Below are 14,900 nucleotides of genomic sequence, written 5' to 3'. Positions count from 1 at the left end.
ATAAATATTCCTAGTGTTAGGTTTTTTATTCTATGCTATAATAGTTATGAAGGAAACCTGAAACAGAAAGGGATGAGAAAATGATACAGAAATACTACGAATCCGATGCAAAGCTCGGAGATCTCGGGAATTGCCGGATTGCAGTCATCGGATATGGATCCCAGGGACGGGGTCAGGCACTCAATCTGCGCGATTCAGGACTGGATGTCATCATTGGTCTGCGCCCCGGAAAAAGTTGGGAAAAAGCATCTGAAGACGGCTTTGAGGTCTTTGATGTGGCAACCGCAGTAGATATGGCAAATGTCGTGATGATCCTCGTTCCTGATGAACTTCAGGGCGATGTGTACCGTGCCCAGATCATGCCAAATATCAAAGAAGGGGACTGTGTGATGTTCTCCCACGGTTTCAACATACACTACGGGCAGATAGTTCCCCCACCCACAGTTGATGTCATTATGGTAGCACCGAAAGGACCCGGACATATGGTTCGGAGGGTCTTCACTGAGGGAGGTGGCGTCCCGGCACTCATTGCAATCCATCAGGATGCAACCGGAAAGGCCAGACAAATTGCTCTTGCGTATGCAAAAGGAATCGGTGCCACACGGGCAGTTGTCCTTGAGACAACATTCCAGGAAGAGACAGAGACTGATCTCTTTGGTGAACAGGCAGTTCTCTGCGGTGGCATGACTGCACTCATTCAGGCAGGATTTGAGACCCTTGTGGATGGAGGATATGCACCTGAGATGGCATACCTCGAGGTGCTACATGAGTGTAAACTCATCATTGACCTCATCCATGAAGGTGGATTTACAAAGATGCGTGATTCCATCTCCAACACTGCTGAATATGGCGACCTCACCCGTGGCCCGCGTGTCATCGGCCCGGAGGCATATGAAGCAATGGAAGAAATACTCACAGAAATACAGAACGGAGAGTTCGCTCGTGAATGGTTGCTTGAAAATCAGATCAATCGACCGGTATTCACTGCACTGAAACGGCAGGGTGAAGAACTTATGATTGAATCGGTTGGCCGTGAAGTCCGCGGACTTATGCCACAGTTCCGGAATTTATCTAAATAACCCTTTTTTTCCCTGAAAAACTTCGTGGTTTATCCTTACACAATATCTGAAACAAAACGTTTCATGCACAATTTTCAAAAAAAATATGGTGACCGGCTTCACCCCTGTACCATGCCGGTTCTGTTTACTCAACAGGTGTTGACTTGAAAAACCCGGATCCAACCTCTGCCTGTGCAAGCATCTCTTCTACCCAGATACGGGCAATGGCATTGCCAACCTGGTAGGCAATAACCTCTAAAGACATCAGACTTGAATCCGGAATGATATCAGTATAGTTCGACCCCAGCAGGATAAACCCGATAGAGGCGTTGTTGTAGATAATGGGAATGATGAGAATTACCTGTACCCGCTCCTTTTCGGGTGTAAAACCGAGCATATCCGGAAGATCAGAATAGCGGGCGTAGATATATTCCCCCGCTGCAACACGGCGGGCCAGAGGGGCATCCTTCCCTATTACATGCACTGAGGAAAGGAATGCATCAGAAAAACCGGTGGCACATGAAAGGACATAACTCTCAGTATGGGCGTCCTCAAGATAGAGTGCCCCAAATCCCATCTCTGCCACCCGTGATGCAGTATCAAGGCAAAGGGATACCGCATCATCAAGAGACCGGGCCGCTGCAAGAGAGAGCCCCAGGTCACGCTGAGCGATGAGCTGTTCCTCCATCTGCTTCCGGTCAGTGATGTCATAGAGCGTCCCATGCACTGATGCAATCTTACCGCTCTTTTTTCGGACATAATTGCATGATTCCTGTACCCAATGAACATCCCCTTCTCGTGTGATAATGCGATATTCACTCACACTCACAACCGACGGATCTGCCCGTGCATCTTCTACTGCCTGAGAAAGGATCGGCAGGTCATCCGGGTGTACAATGGTGTCCCAGCTGAAATCACCAGACATGAACATCTCAGCCGGATAACCGGTGATCCTCTCCACTGCACCATTCGCATAGATGATACGATTATCCGCACGCCGCTGCAGGATGATGCCGGTAAAATTCTCGATAATGAGGCGATAGCGTTCCTCACTCTCATTAAGATCCCGTTCAAGATTTTTGTTCTTCACCATTCGCCTGACCTGCAGGGCCAGTTCAGCAAACTCCGCCTTTGGATCATCACCTTTTGGCAGATAATAATCACACCCGTTTCTCAGGGCTGAGATCACAACATCTTCCTGCCCTTTTCCGGTGTACATCATAAACGGCATCTCCGGATACCGGATACGCACCTTCTGCAGAAATGCAATGCCGTTCATGCCAGGCATCTGGTAGTCTGATATGATACCATCTATCTTTGTGGTGCGGAGGATCTCCATAGCCTCCTCTGCTCCCAGCGCGGTGATCACCTTCAGATCGCCTGTCCGCTCGAGAAAGACCTGACCCAATTCAAGAAGACTTGGTTCATCATCCGCGAGAAGTATTGTCATCATTGTGTGGTATCCCCCTATTTTTTAGTAAATTACTGTGTGTATTCTGCCCCTTCTACTCAGCATACATTACTGATGTCAGCGCGTCCAGTGCTGCTTCTGTTTCCTGAAGTGTGAACCTAATAGTCATTCCACTTACAGATATGATAAGTCCATCCCCACCTACAGCACCGATTTCAACTGCGTCAAGTCCTTCTGCAAGAGATTTATCGGCATAAGCAATCAGGAACCTGCCCGAAGATTCATCAAAGAGAGCAGATATTGCATCACCCGCAAGGCTGACTGTGGCAGCAGGTGCACACTCCGCAAGGGCTGCGATTAACCCCCCTGCCGAGATGTCTGCTGCAAATCCACCATTTTGTACAAACAAGCGTATTTTTTCAAGGATCGAGGGGTCAGCCATTTCCGGAGCCTCGCCACCGCAACCGGTCACGATATCCAGTACTGAACCACCCAGAGCAGGAGCAGACGTCCCGGCAATGGCAAGCGTGGCCCCATCTGCCGGCAGTGTGTACCGGATTACCGGTCCCTTTCCTGCCATCCCAATGGAGGGAGTCGGAAGAATCCGTGTTCCAAACTCATCACTCTCGTTATAGAGTGAGACATTGCCACCCACCACCGGAGCGCCGATGGCAATTGCCATGTCGCCCATACCCCGGACTGCCTCACCCAGCTGCCAGTAGATCTCCGGGTGAACAGGGCTTGCAAAGTTCAGGCAGTTCACCACGCAGAGAGGATTACTGCCAACACAGGCAAGATTTGCAGCATTTTCATACACCGTGTTTGCAGCCCCTTCATATGGTTTCAGTTCAATATGACGCGGGGAACAGCCACAGGAAAGAGCGAGAGCGCTATCACCAAGACGGAGAAGGCCGGCCCCGCCTGCAACAGACACCGTACGCAGCTGCACATCGTGGTCATACTGGCGGGAGATCCAGTCTTTGCGGGCCACATCAGGATGGGAAAGAACCGAAAGGCAGAGATCTTTGAGATCCCCTCCCGGTGCCTGGTAAGGACGTTCATGTGAATATGGTTCAGCATGCCATGCCTCACCGGGCGCCCCTTCAACCAGCAGATCAATCGGCAGGTCACATACCATGTTTCCTTCAAAGGTGACAATATAGCGTGCCTCTTCTATAACTTCACCAATATCACGCCATTGGAGACTGTACTTCTCCATGATAACGGCAAGTGCCGGAATATCATCTTTTGCGACCTCCATGAGCATCCGCTCCTGGGATTCGGCAAGCATAATTTCAACCTCATTCATGCCATTCTCCCGCAGATGAACACAATCTGCCTCAATGCGGGCCCCATAACTGGAGGACATCTCAGATGATGCACCCGCAAGTCCTGCCGCACCCAGGTCACGACATGCCACTATCTTCCCGGTGGCTGTCATCTCAAGTGTGGCATCGATGAGCAGTTTTTCTGTGTAAGGGTCGCCAACCTGAACACAGGGCCGGTCTTCAGCCTCTGCATCCTCTGAGAGGTCACGGGAGGCAAACGATGCCCCGCCGAGGCCATCTCTCCCTGTTGCTGCACCATAAAGAACCAGCCGGTTGCCCGGCTTCTTTACACGGGCGGTGAGGTATTTATCCGGATCAACAATTCCCACACAAACAACGTTGACAAGGGGATTGCCGGAATAACCTCTGTCAAATGTCACTTCTCCCCGGACGACCGGGACACCGATACAGTTACCGTAGTCACCAATTCCCTGCACTACATGCTCAAGCAGGTACCGGTTCTTCTCTTCGGTGATCTGGCCAAAGTAAAGGAGATCCATAAGGGCAATTGGTTTGGCCCCCATGGAAATGATATCCCTTACAATACCACCAACGCCAGTTGCGGCCCCGTCAAAGGGGTCCACATAGCTGGGATGGTTATGAGATTCCATGCCGATTGCAAGTGCAATATCGTCAGAATATTTTACAATGGCTGCATCATCCCCAGGCCCCAGAAGGACATTTTCACCGGTAGTTGGCAGAGTCTTCAGGAATGCTTTTGTTGAACGATAACTGCAGTGTTCACTCCAGAGATTTTCAAAACAGGCGTATTCGAGCGGAGTTATTGGCCGCTTCAGTTTTTCTTCAAGATAGGCAAGGTCACCGGCAGATACCATGATGCAAAATGGTTTGACACCTGCGCTAATAATGATGCGCATACGGCATCCTACCGATAGGCAGGGACAGAACGTGTGGCCCGGATAGCACGGAGGAAATTTTTTTGCCGGAACACAGGGCGCCAAAAAACACTATTAATACATTACAGTACAAATGGTACCAGCATGCCTGATCCATATGAAGCGCTGCTTGACCATGCCTATGAAAATATCACTGAGACCTCCGGTGATGAGGGACGGTTTACTGTTCCTCCGGCAAGGGTGTTTATTGAGGGGAAAACAACTGTCCTTGAGAACTTCGGAGAGATCGCATCGATTCTTCGCCGTGAACCAGACCATCTGATGAAATTTATGCTGGGTGAACTGGGGACATCCGGCAAGATAGACGGAAACCGGGCGGTCTTCAATGGTAAGTTTGAAATTGACCTGATCAAGAACCTGGTGAAGAAGTACACAGAAGATTACGTCATGTGTTCCGAGTGCGGAAAACCTGACACCCGCCTCGTAAAAGACGGACGTATCACCCTTCTGCGTTGTGATGCATGTGGCAGTCACAGGCCAGTCAGAAAGCGCCGTGCACGTCCGGAATCAGTGGCAAACCAGCTGGAAGAGGGCAAAGAGATGACAGTTGAGATTCAGTCCATATCAAAGCGCGGGGATGGTGTGGTCAGAATCGGCAAGTACACAATGTATGTCAGCGGTGGAAAACCCGGCCAGAAATTAGCAATCCGAATCACCCGTGTGGCCGGATCAATCGTCTTCACCGAACGATTATAAGTTTCTCTCCCTTTTTTTCAGATTTTGAACCTTTCTAAAACAGTATATTTCCCTTAGCCATGCGTTTTGGCTGGTTTGGGTGCTTTAGCTCATTTTCTGCCAGGATGTCTAAAATGATCTGCAGGCATTGCTATCCTGCTGAATCAAAAAAATAAGAGTATTTTATCTAAGACTGTGCAATTGCTTCCAGCAGCTCAGCACAGTCTGCACTGATTCGACGTGCTGCATCGATGATGACAGAAATGGGTTCTACACCATCTTTGGTTGAAACAAATAACTCTGGATCAGTGAAATCGAACTTCGGATTATAGGATGCCATATCCACACGAGTATCTGTGAGAATCTCATGAGTTAGGGCATTCATATATGTGTGGCTCTCACCGACAAAGAGGATCTTCACGCTGTCGGGATTGAGCTCAAGAATTTTGATCTCCATAAGTACGCAATAGTTCTGTGAATGAACGGCTAAATATATATGGGTGACCCCCGGCAGATGGGACAGGAACCACCCTCCATGGAATACAATGAGTGATATCTCTCAGAGCACAAATGTATCCCCATCATACCCGATATGCGGCGCATCCCACCCAATTTTATGGGAGAGATGAACAAGGCGGAAATCCTTTGCATGCAATTCGCCGGCAAGTGATACTGCTTCTGAATAGTTCATGTGCTTCGGGTGTACGATCCCATTCGGAAAGAGCGCGTCAGCAAAGAAAAGATCACATCCATCCAGGAGATCTTTCGTCCGTTGGGGAATGTCAGGGTTTGTATCAGCTGTATACCCGACACGTGTCTCACCATCTTCAATCAGAAGGCCAAAGGTCGGGGCGGGAGGGTGATTCACTTCTCCAAGGGTGATCGTTAACCCACCGAGGGTGAACGGAACATACGGCTCCTGAGGGTGGGCAGTAAACCGAATGAAATGAAACTGATTCTGCATATATTCCACTACCACAGGGGCGCCATACCCGGGCGGATATCTCTGGACACGGTAAAAGTCATTAAACCCTGCAAAGTGATCATAGTGCCCATGTGTCCAGATCACAGCATCAATATGAGGGGAACCTGTCTGGAGCAGCTGGCGGCGGAGATCAGGTGAAGTGTCAATGAGGAGGGTGAACCCCTCATGTTCCACCAGAAGAGAGGTGCGGAGACGTTCCCTCCCCGATGCAGCACCTTCGGTACAGATCGGACAGGTGCACCCGACAAGAGGAGTTCCGGTGGTATCACCGGTTCCGAGAAGTGTGATTTTCACGGTCATATAAACAGACACCCGAAATTCAGATATTGCTCCGGATGATATGACGGTTCTTGAGATTCTGCATCCCGACTTCAATATCCTCAGCAGTTACCTTATGACGGTTGTCTGTGAGGGCAGACATGATCGCTTCTTTGACCATCATCCGCAGGTCTGCACCAGAAAATCCTTCGGTCTCCTCAGCAACGGAATCAAAGTCGCATTCACACTCAATCAGGGACGTGACCGCACGCAGGATGTTCCCCCGCATCACCTGGTCAGGCATTGGGAACTCCACAACATCATCGAAGCGCCGCCATGCCGCTTCGTCCAGCAGGGCAGGATGATTGGTTGCGCCAATGAGAAGGACGCCGTTTTTGACAAAACTGACCATATCAATGTTTTTCAGGAGCATATTTACTGCCCGCTTCATTGCAGCGTTATCATCAGTGAGACGGGACTTTGCAACAAAATCAAACTCATCTATAAAGAGTATACAGGGAGCAAGACGCCGGGCAAGCTCAAATATGCGGTCGATATTCTTGGAGGTCTCTCCCAGATACTGAGATGTGATCATCGCAAGACGGACTTCAAGGAGGGGCATATGCAGTTCACGCGACAGAGCGAGGGCAAGAGATGTCTTACCGGTGCCGGGAGGACCTACAAAGAGAAGTTTTCCAAACTCATATATCCGGTGATCACGTAGGAAATCGCGATTTTTGAGTGCCACATCGATTTTTTTGATCGTGTCCATCTGCCCCCTCGTGCAGACAAGATTATCCATACTAAACTCCATCTCATCCGGTGCGTAGATGATGATCAGGTCACGGGCATTGCGCATCTCCTCAGACTCGGCAACGATTGGGGCAATCTTTGCCTCAATATACTCAACAGAGTCTTCAAAACGGCCTGTCTTCTTCAGTGCATCCTGATAGGAAAACGTCCCTATATTGTTTTTTTCTGCATATTGTGCAAGTGCAGGATTCTGCTCTATTGATTTTTTACCCCCTTTCTTCACAAACCATTGCATCGCAGGTGCAAGCGTGGTGATGGAGAGCCGCTGCCCAAACTCATCATAGTCAACGAAGGGATTTGTGCGCAGGTGCCCATAAGCGCCGCTCACCCCCATCTCCCGTTCAAGGAGACCTTCGCTTATCACCAGCGGTCGTTTGAATTCTGACGCTGCTCCGGACACACCGGTTATTTTCCGTAATTTCTGCGGCAGATCATTCTTCGAGATCTCGGGGTATTCATTGGCGACTGCGGCCGTCAGGAGAATCTCCATGAGATCAAGAACCATTGAATCAGCATCATCAGACATGCGTAACAGGAGATATACTACGCAGGGAACAAAAAAGGTTGGCTAAAGAGTTGTTGCCACACAGCCATCTTCAGTGACAATAAGAGTATGTTCTGTCTGAGAGATAAGTGACCCGGGAATATCGTGAAGGACTGGATAACCCCGCACCACGCCACTCCTCTTCAGGGCGGAGAGTGCTAAGTCAATCTTATCACCCGTCAGCCAGCGTCGGGAAAACGGCAGGGAGCGCCGATCGCGGATCTGGTTCATGACCCGTTTCGCGGATGCAAGGCGAACCCCACGGTTTGCTATCTGGCTGTAGATCATAGTACGGGCACTGTCAGATACCATCCCTGCCCCAGTGGATGCAAATGGTTCAACTGCAAACACCATACCTTCTTCGAAGACTGCCCCCCCTTTCATGGCAACATTGGGGATCATCGGTTCACCGTGGAGATAATATTGAGAGAGGCCGTGACCGGTGAGATTTGCCACTGGCCGGAACCCTCGTGATTCTATTTCATGCTGGATAACTGTGCCCAGTTCCCCTGCAGTGACACCCGGGCGCACCAGTGCAATGGCTGCATTGAGAGCTTCCCGTGATGCTTCGACGAGGAGAGCATTATCTCCAAGGTCAACGGTCTGTGCCGTGTCCGCCACATACCCATCAATATGCACCCCAAGGTCAACTTTTACCACATCTCCTTCAGAGAAGAGACGTTCATCCCCCGGCCCCGCGGTATCATGGGCAGCATCCTCATTTATAGAGATATTAAGCGGAAAGGCAATCCCGGCACCTTCATCGAGGATAGCCTGTTCAATGGTGTCCACAAGTTCCAGAATTGAAGCGCCCGGGACAACCATTGCGGCAGCTTCCTCACGGAATCGCTTCGCAAGTGCTCCGGCTTCCATATATGCAGAGTAAATATCATCGTTCATACGATCAGTCTTCTCTTGTATTTCGTGTAACAGACGAAACCATCTTTGGTTATAACACCAAGATCCTCGATCCGGACACCCCCGGCATTCCGGTAATAGAGACCCGGTTCAACAGTGACCACATTTCCCGCCACAAGCGGGGTGTCAGCCCGTGGGGAGAGGGATGGCCCTTCGTGGATCTGCAGGCCAACTCCGTGGCCCAGACTGTGGATAAACCCTTCATCTCCGGTTGCATATCCCCGTTCAGTAAAAAGGTCAAGTACAGCATTGTGCACCTCTGCACCGGTTACCCCCGGCCTGAGCATCTCTTCTGCGAGGGTCTGCCCGTCACGAACGGTGTCATATATTTCCTGTATCTCAGGGGACGGTTCCCCTTTCACAAATGTCCGGGTCATATCAGCAAAGTAGCCGGTCTTTTCATCCTGTGGGAATACATCAATGAGAATTGGTTCGTCTGCGAGAAGGGTGCCCGACCCGGGATTGTGCGGCTGGGCTGTTTCTTCTCCGCATGAAACAATGGTATCGCGTGCGGTGTATCCATGACGGAGGAGCCAGCAGTGCATCTCCCGTCGAAGGGTATCGGAGGTCAAGGGGGCACCCTCATGCCAGAGAGCACCGTCTTTTACGGTGGCATGCCGGATGATATCTTCAGCAAGTGCCATTACCTCGTTTGTACGTTCCTGGGCTGCCCGGATTGCATCACACTCAAGGGAACTTTTTACTTCCCGCATGTTTTCAACCGTGTTGGTATCAACAGTGACCCTACAGAATGACCGGATATCTTCAGCCATTGCAAGCGGGAAGGTGCCAGGGACGATGATATCTCCGCCTGCATATTCATATGCCATGCGTGCGGCGGCCCGGTAGGGACTGACCTCCTTTTCAAGATAAGTAAAAAATCCTGCATCGCCACGGGTAATCGCATCACAGGATGCTTCGTCCTGCGCCCGCCCGATCTCCATCTGCGGGACAATGATTACTCCTTCTTCTCCTCTTTTTTTAATATAAAACAGGGGATCTGACGTGACAAACTCCGTCAGGTATCTCATATCAGGATCCTGGGAAGAGGCATAGATGGCATAGGCTGCCGCTCCTGCTCTCTCAATGGCCTCATCGAGTGTGTCCATGCCTGAATATAGATGACCAAAGCACAAGTAATTTTATCCTGACGGGTTGATATATGGACAATGGACGAGTCAGCAAAGCAGATATTCAGGATGAAATTTGCAAAGCTCACCATGGTTCTAAACGGTATTTTTCTCCTCGCGGCACTTTCCATCCTTGCTGCATTCAGGGTAATCCCCGTCTACAGTTACCAGATCGCAGGTATTTGCGGTGTGGGAGCGATTGTGCTGGCACTGTATTTCAGGACCGCTTACCAGAGTGACAAGGAATGGCTGATGGCCCAGGATAAAGAAGCCGGGAAACCAGGGGAACCATCCGGTAGTGCAGGGGAACATACAGGCGACAGTGATGCTTGATAAGATCCGGTCTGAAGTTGAACTGGTGGGACGTCACCTCAGGGTAGTGCGCATCGTAGCAGAGAATCAGCCGATTGGTATCATGAAACTTGCGGAACTCACGGGGCTGCCGGCACACCGGGTGCGCTACTCACTAAAGGTGCTCGAGGGCCAAGGGTATATTCAGGCATCGCCTGCGGGCGCAATGGCGACAGAAACAGCCAAACAGCGAATGGAAACGCTTGATTCTGAGATTGATGACATCATTGTCCTTCTTGAAACAATGCGTAAAGAGAACACAACAAATCAATAATCTTAATATCCCTCACTGTGACCTTGTATAGCACACAGGTTGTGCATGCCTCCATAACTCAGTTGGTAGAGTGTCTGGCTGTTAACCAGAATGTCACAGGTTCGAGTCCTGTTGGGGGCGCTTTCGCTATCATATTCTTTTTGCAATAATGATTTGATGTGCATTTTTGAAATTTATTCCGGGCAGTTTAATCGTAATGACTTCCATGGAACGTTATTTAACCCGGATTAACCGCTTCAGGAAAGACAATTTCAGAGATATAATACCATTTTATAAACCGTAGAACAGATATCTCCCTGATGGAAAGTTACCAGGATACACTCACCAACATCCGGGAATATCTTCAGGAGAAACATCCACAAAAAATTTCTATTTCAGCAATCTCAAGGAATCTGGGGATTCACAGAAGTACTGCTTCAAAATATCTGGAAATACTCAGACTGAATGGTCAGGTAACGATGTGCTGCTATGGCAAATCGAAACTCTATACCATATCTGACAGAATACCCACCACATCTCTTTTTGATTGTATTAATGAGATTATCGTCATCATAGATTCGAATTCACGGATTTTAATGGCCAATAAAAGTTTTTTTTCAAAATTCAATATCAAAAATGAGAGAGAACCCATTGGAAAAAATATCCAGGAAACAGGATTGGATATTTTTTCTGACATCGCGATTCAGAAAAATATTGACAGAATGGTTCAGGGAAAAACGTTTCTTGATGATATGTTGCATCTCGATGACAAAACCAACCGGATATATGCAATAAAATTTATCCCAACGGTTTCTCATGATGGAAATCAGAGCATTATGATCTCCCTGAACGACATAACGGATCAAAAACAGACGGAAGAAGCGCTCTCCATCAGTGATGAAAAGCTACGAACAATCTTCAAAAGAGTCCCCAGTGGAATCTTATTCTTCAATGAAGAGGGAAACATCATCAATGCGAATGCGGCAGCCCTCAGTCTCCTGGGAATTGAAGATTACCATGAACTAATAGGGACAAATCTGTTCAACCTCGTCTGCCAGAAAGATAAGATAAAAAAAGGGCTGATGTATGGAAAAGCAGGAGGAACCGAAATCACCTGTGATTTTGATCTCCTGAAGAGGGACAACATCATTTCTTCATCCAGATCGGGGAGAGGCTATTTTGAAGCAGCGTTCACCCATATCGCAAGTGAAACCGGATCGCAGGAATTTGCCCTTTTATTCATGGATGTTACAACAGACAGAATGGCAAAAATTGAACTCAAATTTAATGAATCGCGCTATCGCTCATTCTTTAATGGTACCTGCACCGGTGTTCTAATTTACCAGCCTGCTGATAAGGGAGATGATTTCATCATCAAAGATGTCAACAATGCCCTTGAAATCATACTGCAGGTGAAAAAAGAAGAATTAATCGGGAAAAAACTCTTTGAAGAATTCCCCGATCTCCCGATTAATAGTGTCCGTGAAGCACTTAACAGGGTTGATAATACAGAGATTCCGGAGATTGTCCCCCCTCTCCAGTACATCAAAAATGAAAATTCCCCTTGGCTGACTCACTTTATTTTTAAACTGCCAACAGGTGAAATTGCTTCATTTATGATGGACATTTCAAAAGAACTGAGCAAAGAAGTGACATCTCAAAAAGTTCACGTCAATTGTTTTACATAATTACAAATTTGCCCATATCATTTTGTGAAATACTGGTATTTTCAATCAAAAGCTGAGAATTGATGTTTTTTGCTCATTTCGGAAAAATATTTAGATATATAAAAATAACCATTATTGACCACCATTAGAACCTCCAATAATCCATTAAAATCTCTCACACTGGTTTTTTTTGTCAATAAATCCCAAAAAACGATTATATCTGTTAAAAAAAGACATATTTGAGTTAAACAGAGCGTAACCAGAAGGAGCTCGTCAGAGATATAATTCTATTGACCATCAATAAAAGAGATAAATATATACAAGATACTTCAATCATAAAACGTGTAGGTTTGTACCTGCACAGAAAGATGGCACGGAAGGCTTTAGCTTTCGCATGGACAGGGAATATCTGAAATTCGCTCTTGAGAACTAGCATAATCGCAAGCAAATATCAGTATCCACCCTTATCCAGACATGGTTTGGAGACAACCACTATTTATAAATTTGGTTCAGGATCCATGCATTGAGACTCATCCTCCGTGCGGGAGTCGATAAACATGGAAACAAAAGTAGGTTATTTTGCATCACTGGAGCAGTACACTCCAAGGGACGCACTTGAACAAGCTGTCAGAGCAGAGAATGTCGGATTTGACTCAATCTGGGCGGATGACCATTTCCACCCATGGTATCACACAAATGCCCAGTCAGCACAGGCATGGGCATGGATGGGAGCAGCACTCGAAGCGACGAAGGATATTTTCTTTTCAACCTGCATAACCTGCCCGATTATGCGATACAACCCGGCAATTGTTGCACAGACATTCGCAACACTGCGCCAGATGTATCCGGAAAGAGTCGGGGTTGCTGTTGGTGCCGGTGAAGCGATGAATGAAGTACCGGTCACTGGCGAATGGCCAAGTGTACCCGTGCGCCAGGCTATGACGGTTGAGGCTGTCGGTGTGATGCGGCAACTCTGGGGAGGCAAAGAACCCGTCAACTTTAAAGGCGAGTATTTCACTCTGGACAAGGCATTTTTGTACACCAAACCAGAAAATGAAGTCCCACTATACTTCAGTGGGATGGGCCCAAAAGGAGCACGACTGGCCGGGAAATATGGGGACCACCTGATGACAGTTGCGGCAGACCCGTCTGTCCTGAAAAATGTTACCATTCCGAACTTTGAGAAAGGGGCAGCCGATGCAGGAAAAGATCCAAGCAAGATGGAGCGTGCAATGCTGATATGGTATTCTGCGGATCCTGACTATGACAAAGCAATTGAAGGATTGCGCTTCTGGGCAGGCTGTCTGGTGCCTGCAATGTTCAAGTACAAGGTCTATGACTCAAAGGAGGTTGAAGCACACGCCAATCTTGTCGGACATGACACCATAAAAGAAAACTACATGGTAGCAACCGACGCAGAAGAGCTGATCAAGGAAATCGAGAGATTCAAAGAAGCCGGCATCACCCACTTCTGTCTTGGAAACTCCAGTCCGGACAAAAACCTTGGCATTGATATATTCAAAGATGTCATTCCGAACGTTAAGGACTGATCGGAAGTGGGAACAACAACTTTCACATATTTTTTTAGTTTTATCCGGAGGTAATTCTTATGGAAAGAACACAAATCGTCAAACAATTCGATGAAGGAACGATCATATCGCCCCAGACAGAAATTCAGTCAGGCAGTCTGGAATGGTATGAACATCCTGCATTCAAAGGAGTATATCTCAAGGATCTCATCCCGGGATCAGATACCAATGGGCAGTTCAGCTGCCATATCGTCAGGATTGAAAAAGGATGTGAAGTCGGCGACCACTCTCATGAAACCCAATGGGAATTCAATGAATCACTCCAGGGAAACGGGGTATTTGTCCTTGGAGGCAAAAGGATTCCCTTTGGCTCTAATTATTCGTTTGTCACCCCACCAGGTGTGGAACACACAGTCATTGCAGAAGACGAAGATCTCTATATATTAGCTAAATTTATCCCGGCTCTCTGAAGAGTTTCCAGAGAGCCATATATTTTCCAGTATAGTACAGAATCACCGAAACACCTCTTATCAGACAATAACCAGATTCAACATTTTTGATAGTCCATTTTTGAACAAAGCGGTTTTTGTACGATATGTGTTTTTTGAATGTTAATTGATGGCAAAAATCGTACAGACAGCCCGTTCACCGGGATGATGGACAAAGTGAGAAATACTCCAATATGAATAATTTTGGTGATACAGTCAGTTTCATCTGGTCGGTTGCAAATCTCCTCCGGGGACCTACCACCCGAACCAGTACAGGGATGTCATGCTCCCGATGATTGTGCTACGACAGATGACGGAATCGCCGTCATTATGAGTTCACACTTCCCGGAACACAGTTTCATTATCCCCCAGCGGGTGGCAATCATGAAAGACCGCCGGTTCATCGCAGTCGGTGATGCAGATGGATGTTATCACCCCGGCAATTCTGCAGCAGGCATACGGCATTGATATGACGGTAACCCATGTTGAGGAAGTGGGACGGCGATCTGTGTCCCGTCTGCGATGGCGGCGAGGGAGAAAAATACAATTAGGCATGTATAGGGGGAGAAAAGGAA

The 14,900-nt window shown here is 48.0% G+C and carries 15 protein-coding genes and 1 tRNA gene; 9 read left to right on the top strand and 7 right to left on the bottom strand.

Annotated features, from left to right (window positions below):
- Window positions 1–80 precede the first annotated feature (80 nt).
- Complete coding sequence (gene ilvC, locus L0665_RS08290; RefSeq protein ID WP_274925217.1) at window positions 81–1,079, top strand: ketol-acid reductoisomerase; 999 nt, start codon at window positions 81–83, stop codon at window positions 1,077–1,079.
- Between the two features lie 124 nt (window positions 1,080–1,203).
- On the opposite strand, the gene L0665_RS08285 is transcribed toward ilvC, so the two are convergent.
- Window positions 1,204–2,511: a PAS domain S-box protein gene (locus L0665_RS08285; protein ID WP_274925216.1), complete on the bottom strand. Its 1,308-nt coding sequence runs from the start codon at window positions 2,509–2,511 to the stop codon at window positions 1,204–1,206.
- 52 nt (window positions 2,512–2,563) lie between these two features.
- The gene (purL, locus tag L0665_RS08280; protein ID WP_338036430.1) at window positions 2,564–4,675 is read right to left on the bottom strand and encodes a phosphoribosylformylglycinamidine synthase subunit PurL; all 2,112 of its coding nucleotides are present in this window, start codon (window positions 4,673–4,675) and stop codon (window positions 2,564–2,566) included.
- A gap of 123 nt (window positions 4,676–4,798) precedes the next feature.
- On the opposite strand from purL, the gene L0665_RS08275 reads away from it, so the two are divergent.
- The gene (locus L0665_RS08275) at window positions 4,799–5,410 is read left to right on the top strand and encodes a translation initiation factor IF-2 subunit beta (RefSeq protein WP_274925215.1); all 612 of its coding nucleotides are present in this window, start codon (window positions 4,799–4,801) and stop codon (window positions 5,408–5,410) included.
- A gap of 166 nt (window positions 5,411–5,576) precedes the next feature.
- Here the strand turns inward: L0665_RS08275 and L0665_RS08270 are convergent, their stop codons facing one another.
- The 5 genes from L0665_RS08270 to L0665_RS08250 all read right to left on the bottom strand — a co-directional run bounded on the left by L0665_RS08270 (window position 5,577) and on the right by L0665_RS08250 (window position 10,016).
- Window positions 5,577–5,846, bottom strand: a complete 270-nt coding sequence (locus L0665_RS08270; protein ID WP_274925214.1) for a DNA-directed RNA polymerase subunit L — start codon at window positions 5,844–5,846, stop codon at window positions 5,577–5,579.
- Between the two features lie 102 nt (window positions 5,847–5,948).
- Window positions 5,949–6,674 carry an MBL fold metallo-hydrolase gene (locus L0665_RS08265; RefSeq protein WP_338036429.1) on the bottom strand — a complete coding sequence of 242 codons (726 nt, stop codon included), beginning with the start codon at window positions 6,672–6,674 and terminating at the stop codon, window positions 5,949–5,951.
- A 19-nt stretch (window positions 6,675–6,693) separates the two neighbouring features.
- Window positions 6,694–7,971 (bottom strand): ATP-binding protein, encoded by a 1,278-nt coding sequence (locus L0665_RS08260; protein WP_274925213.1) that lies wholly within the window; start codon window positions 7,969–7,971, stop codon window positions 6,694–6,696.
- 42 nt (window positions 7,972–8,013) lie between these two features.
- On the bottom strand, window positions 8,014–8,889 hold the full coding sequence (gene map / locus L0665_RS08255) for a type II methionyl aminopeptidase (RefSeq protein ID WP_274925212.1): 876 nt from the start codon (window positions 8,887–8,889) through the stop codon (window positions 8,014–8,016).
- Complete coding sequence (locus tag L0665_RS08250; protein WP_274925211.1) at window positions 8,886–10,016, bottom strand: M24 family metallopeptidase; 1,131 nt, start codon at window positions 10,014–10,016, stop codon at window positions 8,886–8,888. Before L0665_RS08250 ends, map begins: the two co-directional genes overlap by 4 nt.
- Before the next feature lie 60 nt (window positions 10,017–10,076).
- On the opposite strand from L0665_RS08250, the gene L0665_RS08245 reads away from it, so the two are divergent.
- From L0665_RS08245 to L0665_RS08215, 7 genes are all read left to right on the top strand, one after another.
- Window positions 10,077–10,370: a hypothetical protein gene (locus L0665_RS08245; protein ID WP_274925210.1), complete on the top strand. Its 294-nt coding sequence runs from the start codon at window positions 10,077–10,079 to the stop codon at window positions 10,368–10,370.
- Window positions 10,363–10,662, top strand: coding sequence for a hypothetical protein (locus L0665_RS08240; protein ID WP_274925209.1), 300 nt, complete (start codon window positions 10,363–10,365; stop codon window positions 10,660–10,662). The genes L0665_RS08245 and L0665_RS08240 overlap by 8 nt, the downstream gene beginning before the upstream one ends.
- A 47-nt stretch (window positions 10,663–10,709) precedes the next feature.
- Window positions 10,710–10,782, top strand: a tRNA-Asn gene (locus L0665_RS08235).
- A 179-nt stretch (window positions 10,783–10,961) separates the two neighbouring features.
- Complete coding sequence (locus tag L0665_RS08230) at window positions 10,962–12,329, top strand: PAS domain-containing protein (protein WP_274925208.1); 1,368 nt, start codon at window positions 10,962–10,964, stop codon at window positions 12,327–12,329.
- Between the two features lie 536 nt (window positions 12,330–12,865).
- Complete coding sequence (locus L0665_RS08225; RefSeq protein ID WP_274925207.1) at window positions 12,866–13,858, top strand: TIGR03557 family F420-dependent LLM class oxidoreductase; 993 nt, start codon at window positions 12,866–12,868, stop codon at window positions 13,856–13,858.
- Between the two features lie 59 nt (window positions 13,859–13,917).
- Window positions 13,918–14,307, top strand: a complete 390-nt coding sequence (locus L0665_RS08220; protein WP_274925206.1) for a cupin domain-containing protein — start codon at window positions 13,918–13,920, stop codon at window positions 14,305–14,307.
- A 348-nt stretch (window positions 14,308–14,655) separates the two neighbouring features.
- A complete protein-coding gene (locus tag L0665_RS08215) occupies window positions 14,656–14,793 on the top strand; it encodes a hypothetical protein (protein ID WP_274925205.1) in 138 nt (45 codons plus the stop codon).
- The last annotated feature ends 107 nt before the right edge of the window (window positions 14,794–14,900 follow it).

Origin of the sequence: Methanogenium marinum, from assembly GCF_028912405.1 — an archaeon.
Taxonomy (GTDB): domain Archaea; phylum Halobacteriota; class Methanomicrobia; order Methanomicrobiales; family Methanomicrobiaceae; genus Methanogenium; species Methanogenium marinum.
This window is presented reverse-complemented; position numbering and strand designations above follow the sequence as displayed.

Bases quoted from the DNA above. Each gene is read 5' to 3' on its own strand.
- L0665_RS08250 (WP_274925211.1), bottom strand. From the start codon at position 10,016: ATGGACACACTCGATGAGGCCATTGAGAGAGCAGGAGCGGCAGCCTAT.
- L0665_RS08275 (WP_274925215.1), top strand. From the start codon at position 4,799: ATGCCTGATCCATATGAAGCGCTGCTTGACCATGCCTATGAAAATATC.
- L0665_RS08220 (WP_274925206.1), top strand. From the start codon at position 13,918: ATGGAAAGAACACAAATCGTCAAACAATTCGATGAAGGAACGATCATA.
- ilvC (WP_274925217.1), top strand. From the start codon at position 81: ATGATACAGAAATACTACGAATCCGATGCAAAGCTCGGAGATCTCGGG.
- L0665_RS08215 (WP_274925205.1), top strand. From the start codon at position 14,656: ATGAGTTCACACTTCCCGGAACACAGTTTCATTATCCCCCAGCGGGTG.
- L0665_RS08225 (WP_274925207.1), top strand. From the start codon at position 12,866: ATGGAAACAAAAGTAGGTTATTTTGCATCACTGGAGCAGTACACTCCA.
- L0665_RS08265 (WP_338036429.1), bottom strand. From the start codon at position 6,674: ATGACCGTGAAAATCACACTTCTCGGAACCGGTGATACCACCGGAACT.
- L0665_RS08230 (WP_274925208.1), top strand. From the start codon at position 10,962: ATGGAAAGTTACCAGGATACACTCACCAACATCCGGGAATATCTTCAG.
- purL (WP_338036430.1), bottom strand. From the start codon at position 4,675: ATGCGCATCATTATTAGCGCAGGTGTCAAACCATTTTGCATCATGGTA.
- L0665_RS08260 (WP_274925213.1), bottom strand. From the start codon at position 7,971: ATGTCTGATGATGCTGATTCAATGGTTCTTGATCTCATGGAGATTCTC.
- L0665_RS08240 (WP_274925209.1), top strand. From the start codon at position 10,363: ATGCTTGATAAGATCCGGTCTGAAGTTGAACTGGTGGGACGTCACCTC.
- L0665_RS08245 (WP_274925210.1), top strand. From the start codon at position 10,077: ATGGACGAGTCAGCAAAGCAGATATTCAGGATGAAATTTGCAAAGCTC.
- L0665_RS08285 (WP_274925216.1), bottom strand. From the start codon at position 2,511: ATGATGACAATACTTCTCGCGGATGATGAACCAAGTCTTCTTGAATTG.
- map (WP_274925212.1), bottom strand. From the start codon at position 8,889: ATGAACGATGATATTTACTCTGCATATATGGAAGCCGGAGCACTTGCG.
- L0665_RS08270 (WP_274925214.1), bottom strand. From the start codon at position 5,846: ATGGAGATCAAAATTCTTGAGCTCAATCCCGACAGCGTGAAGATCCTC.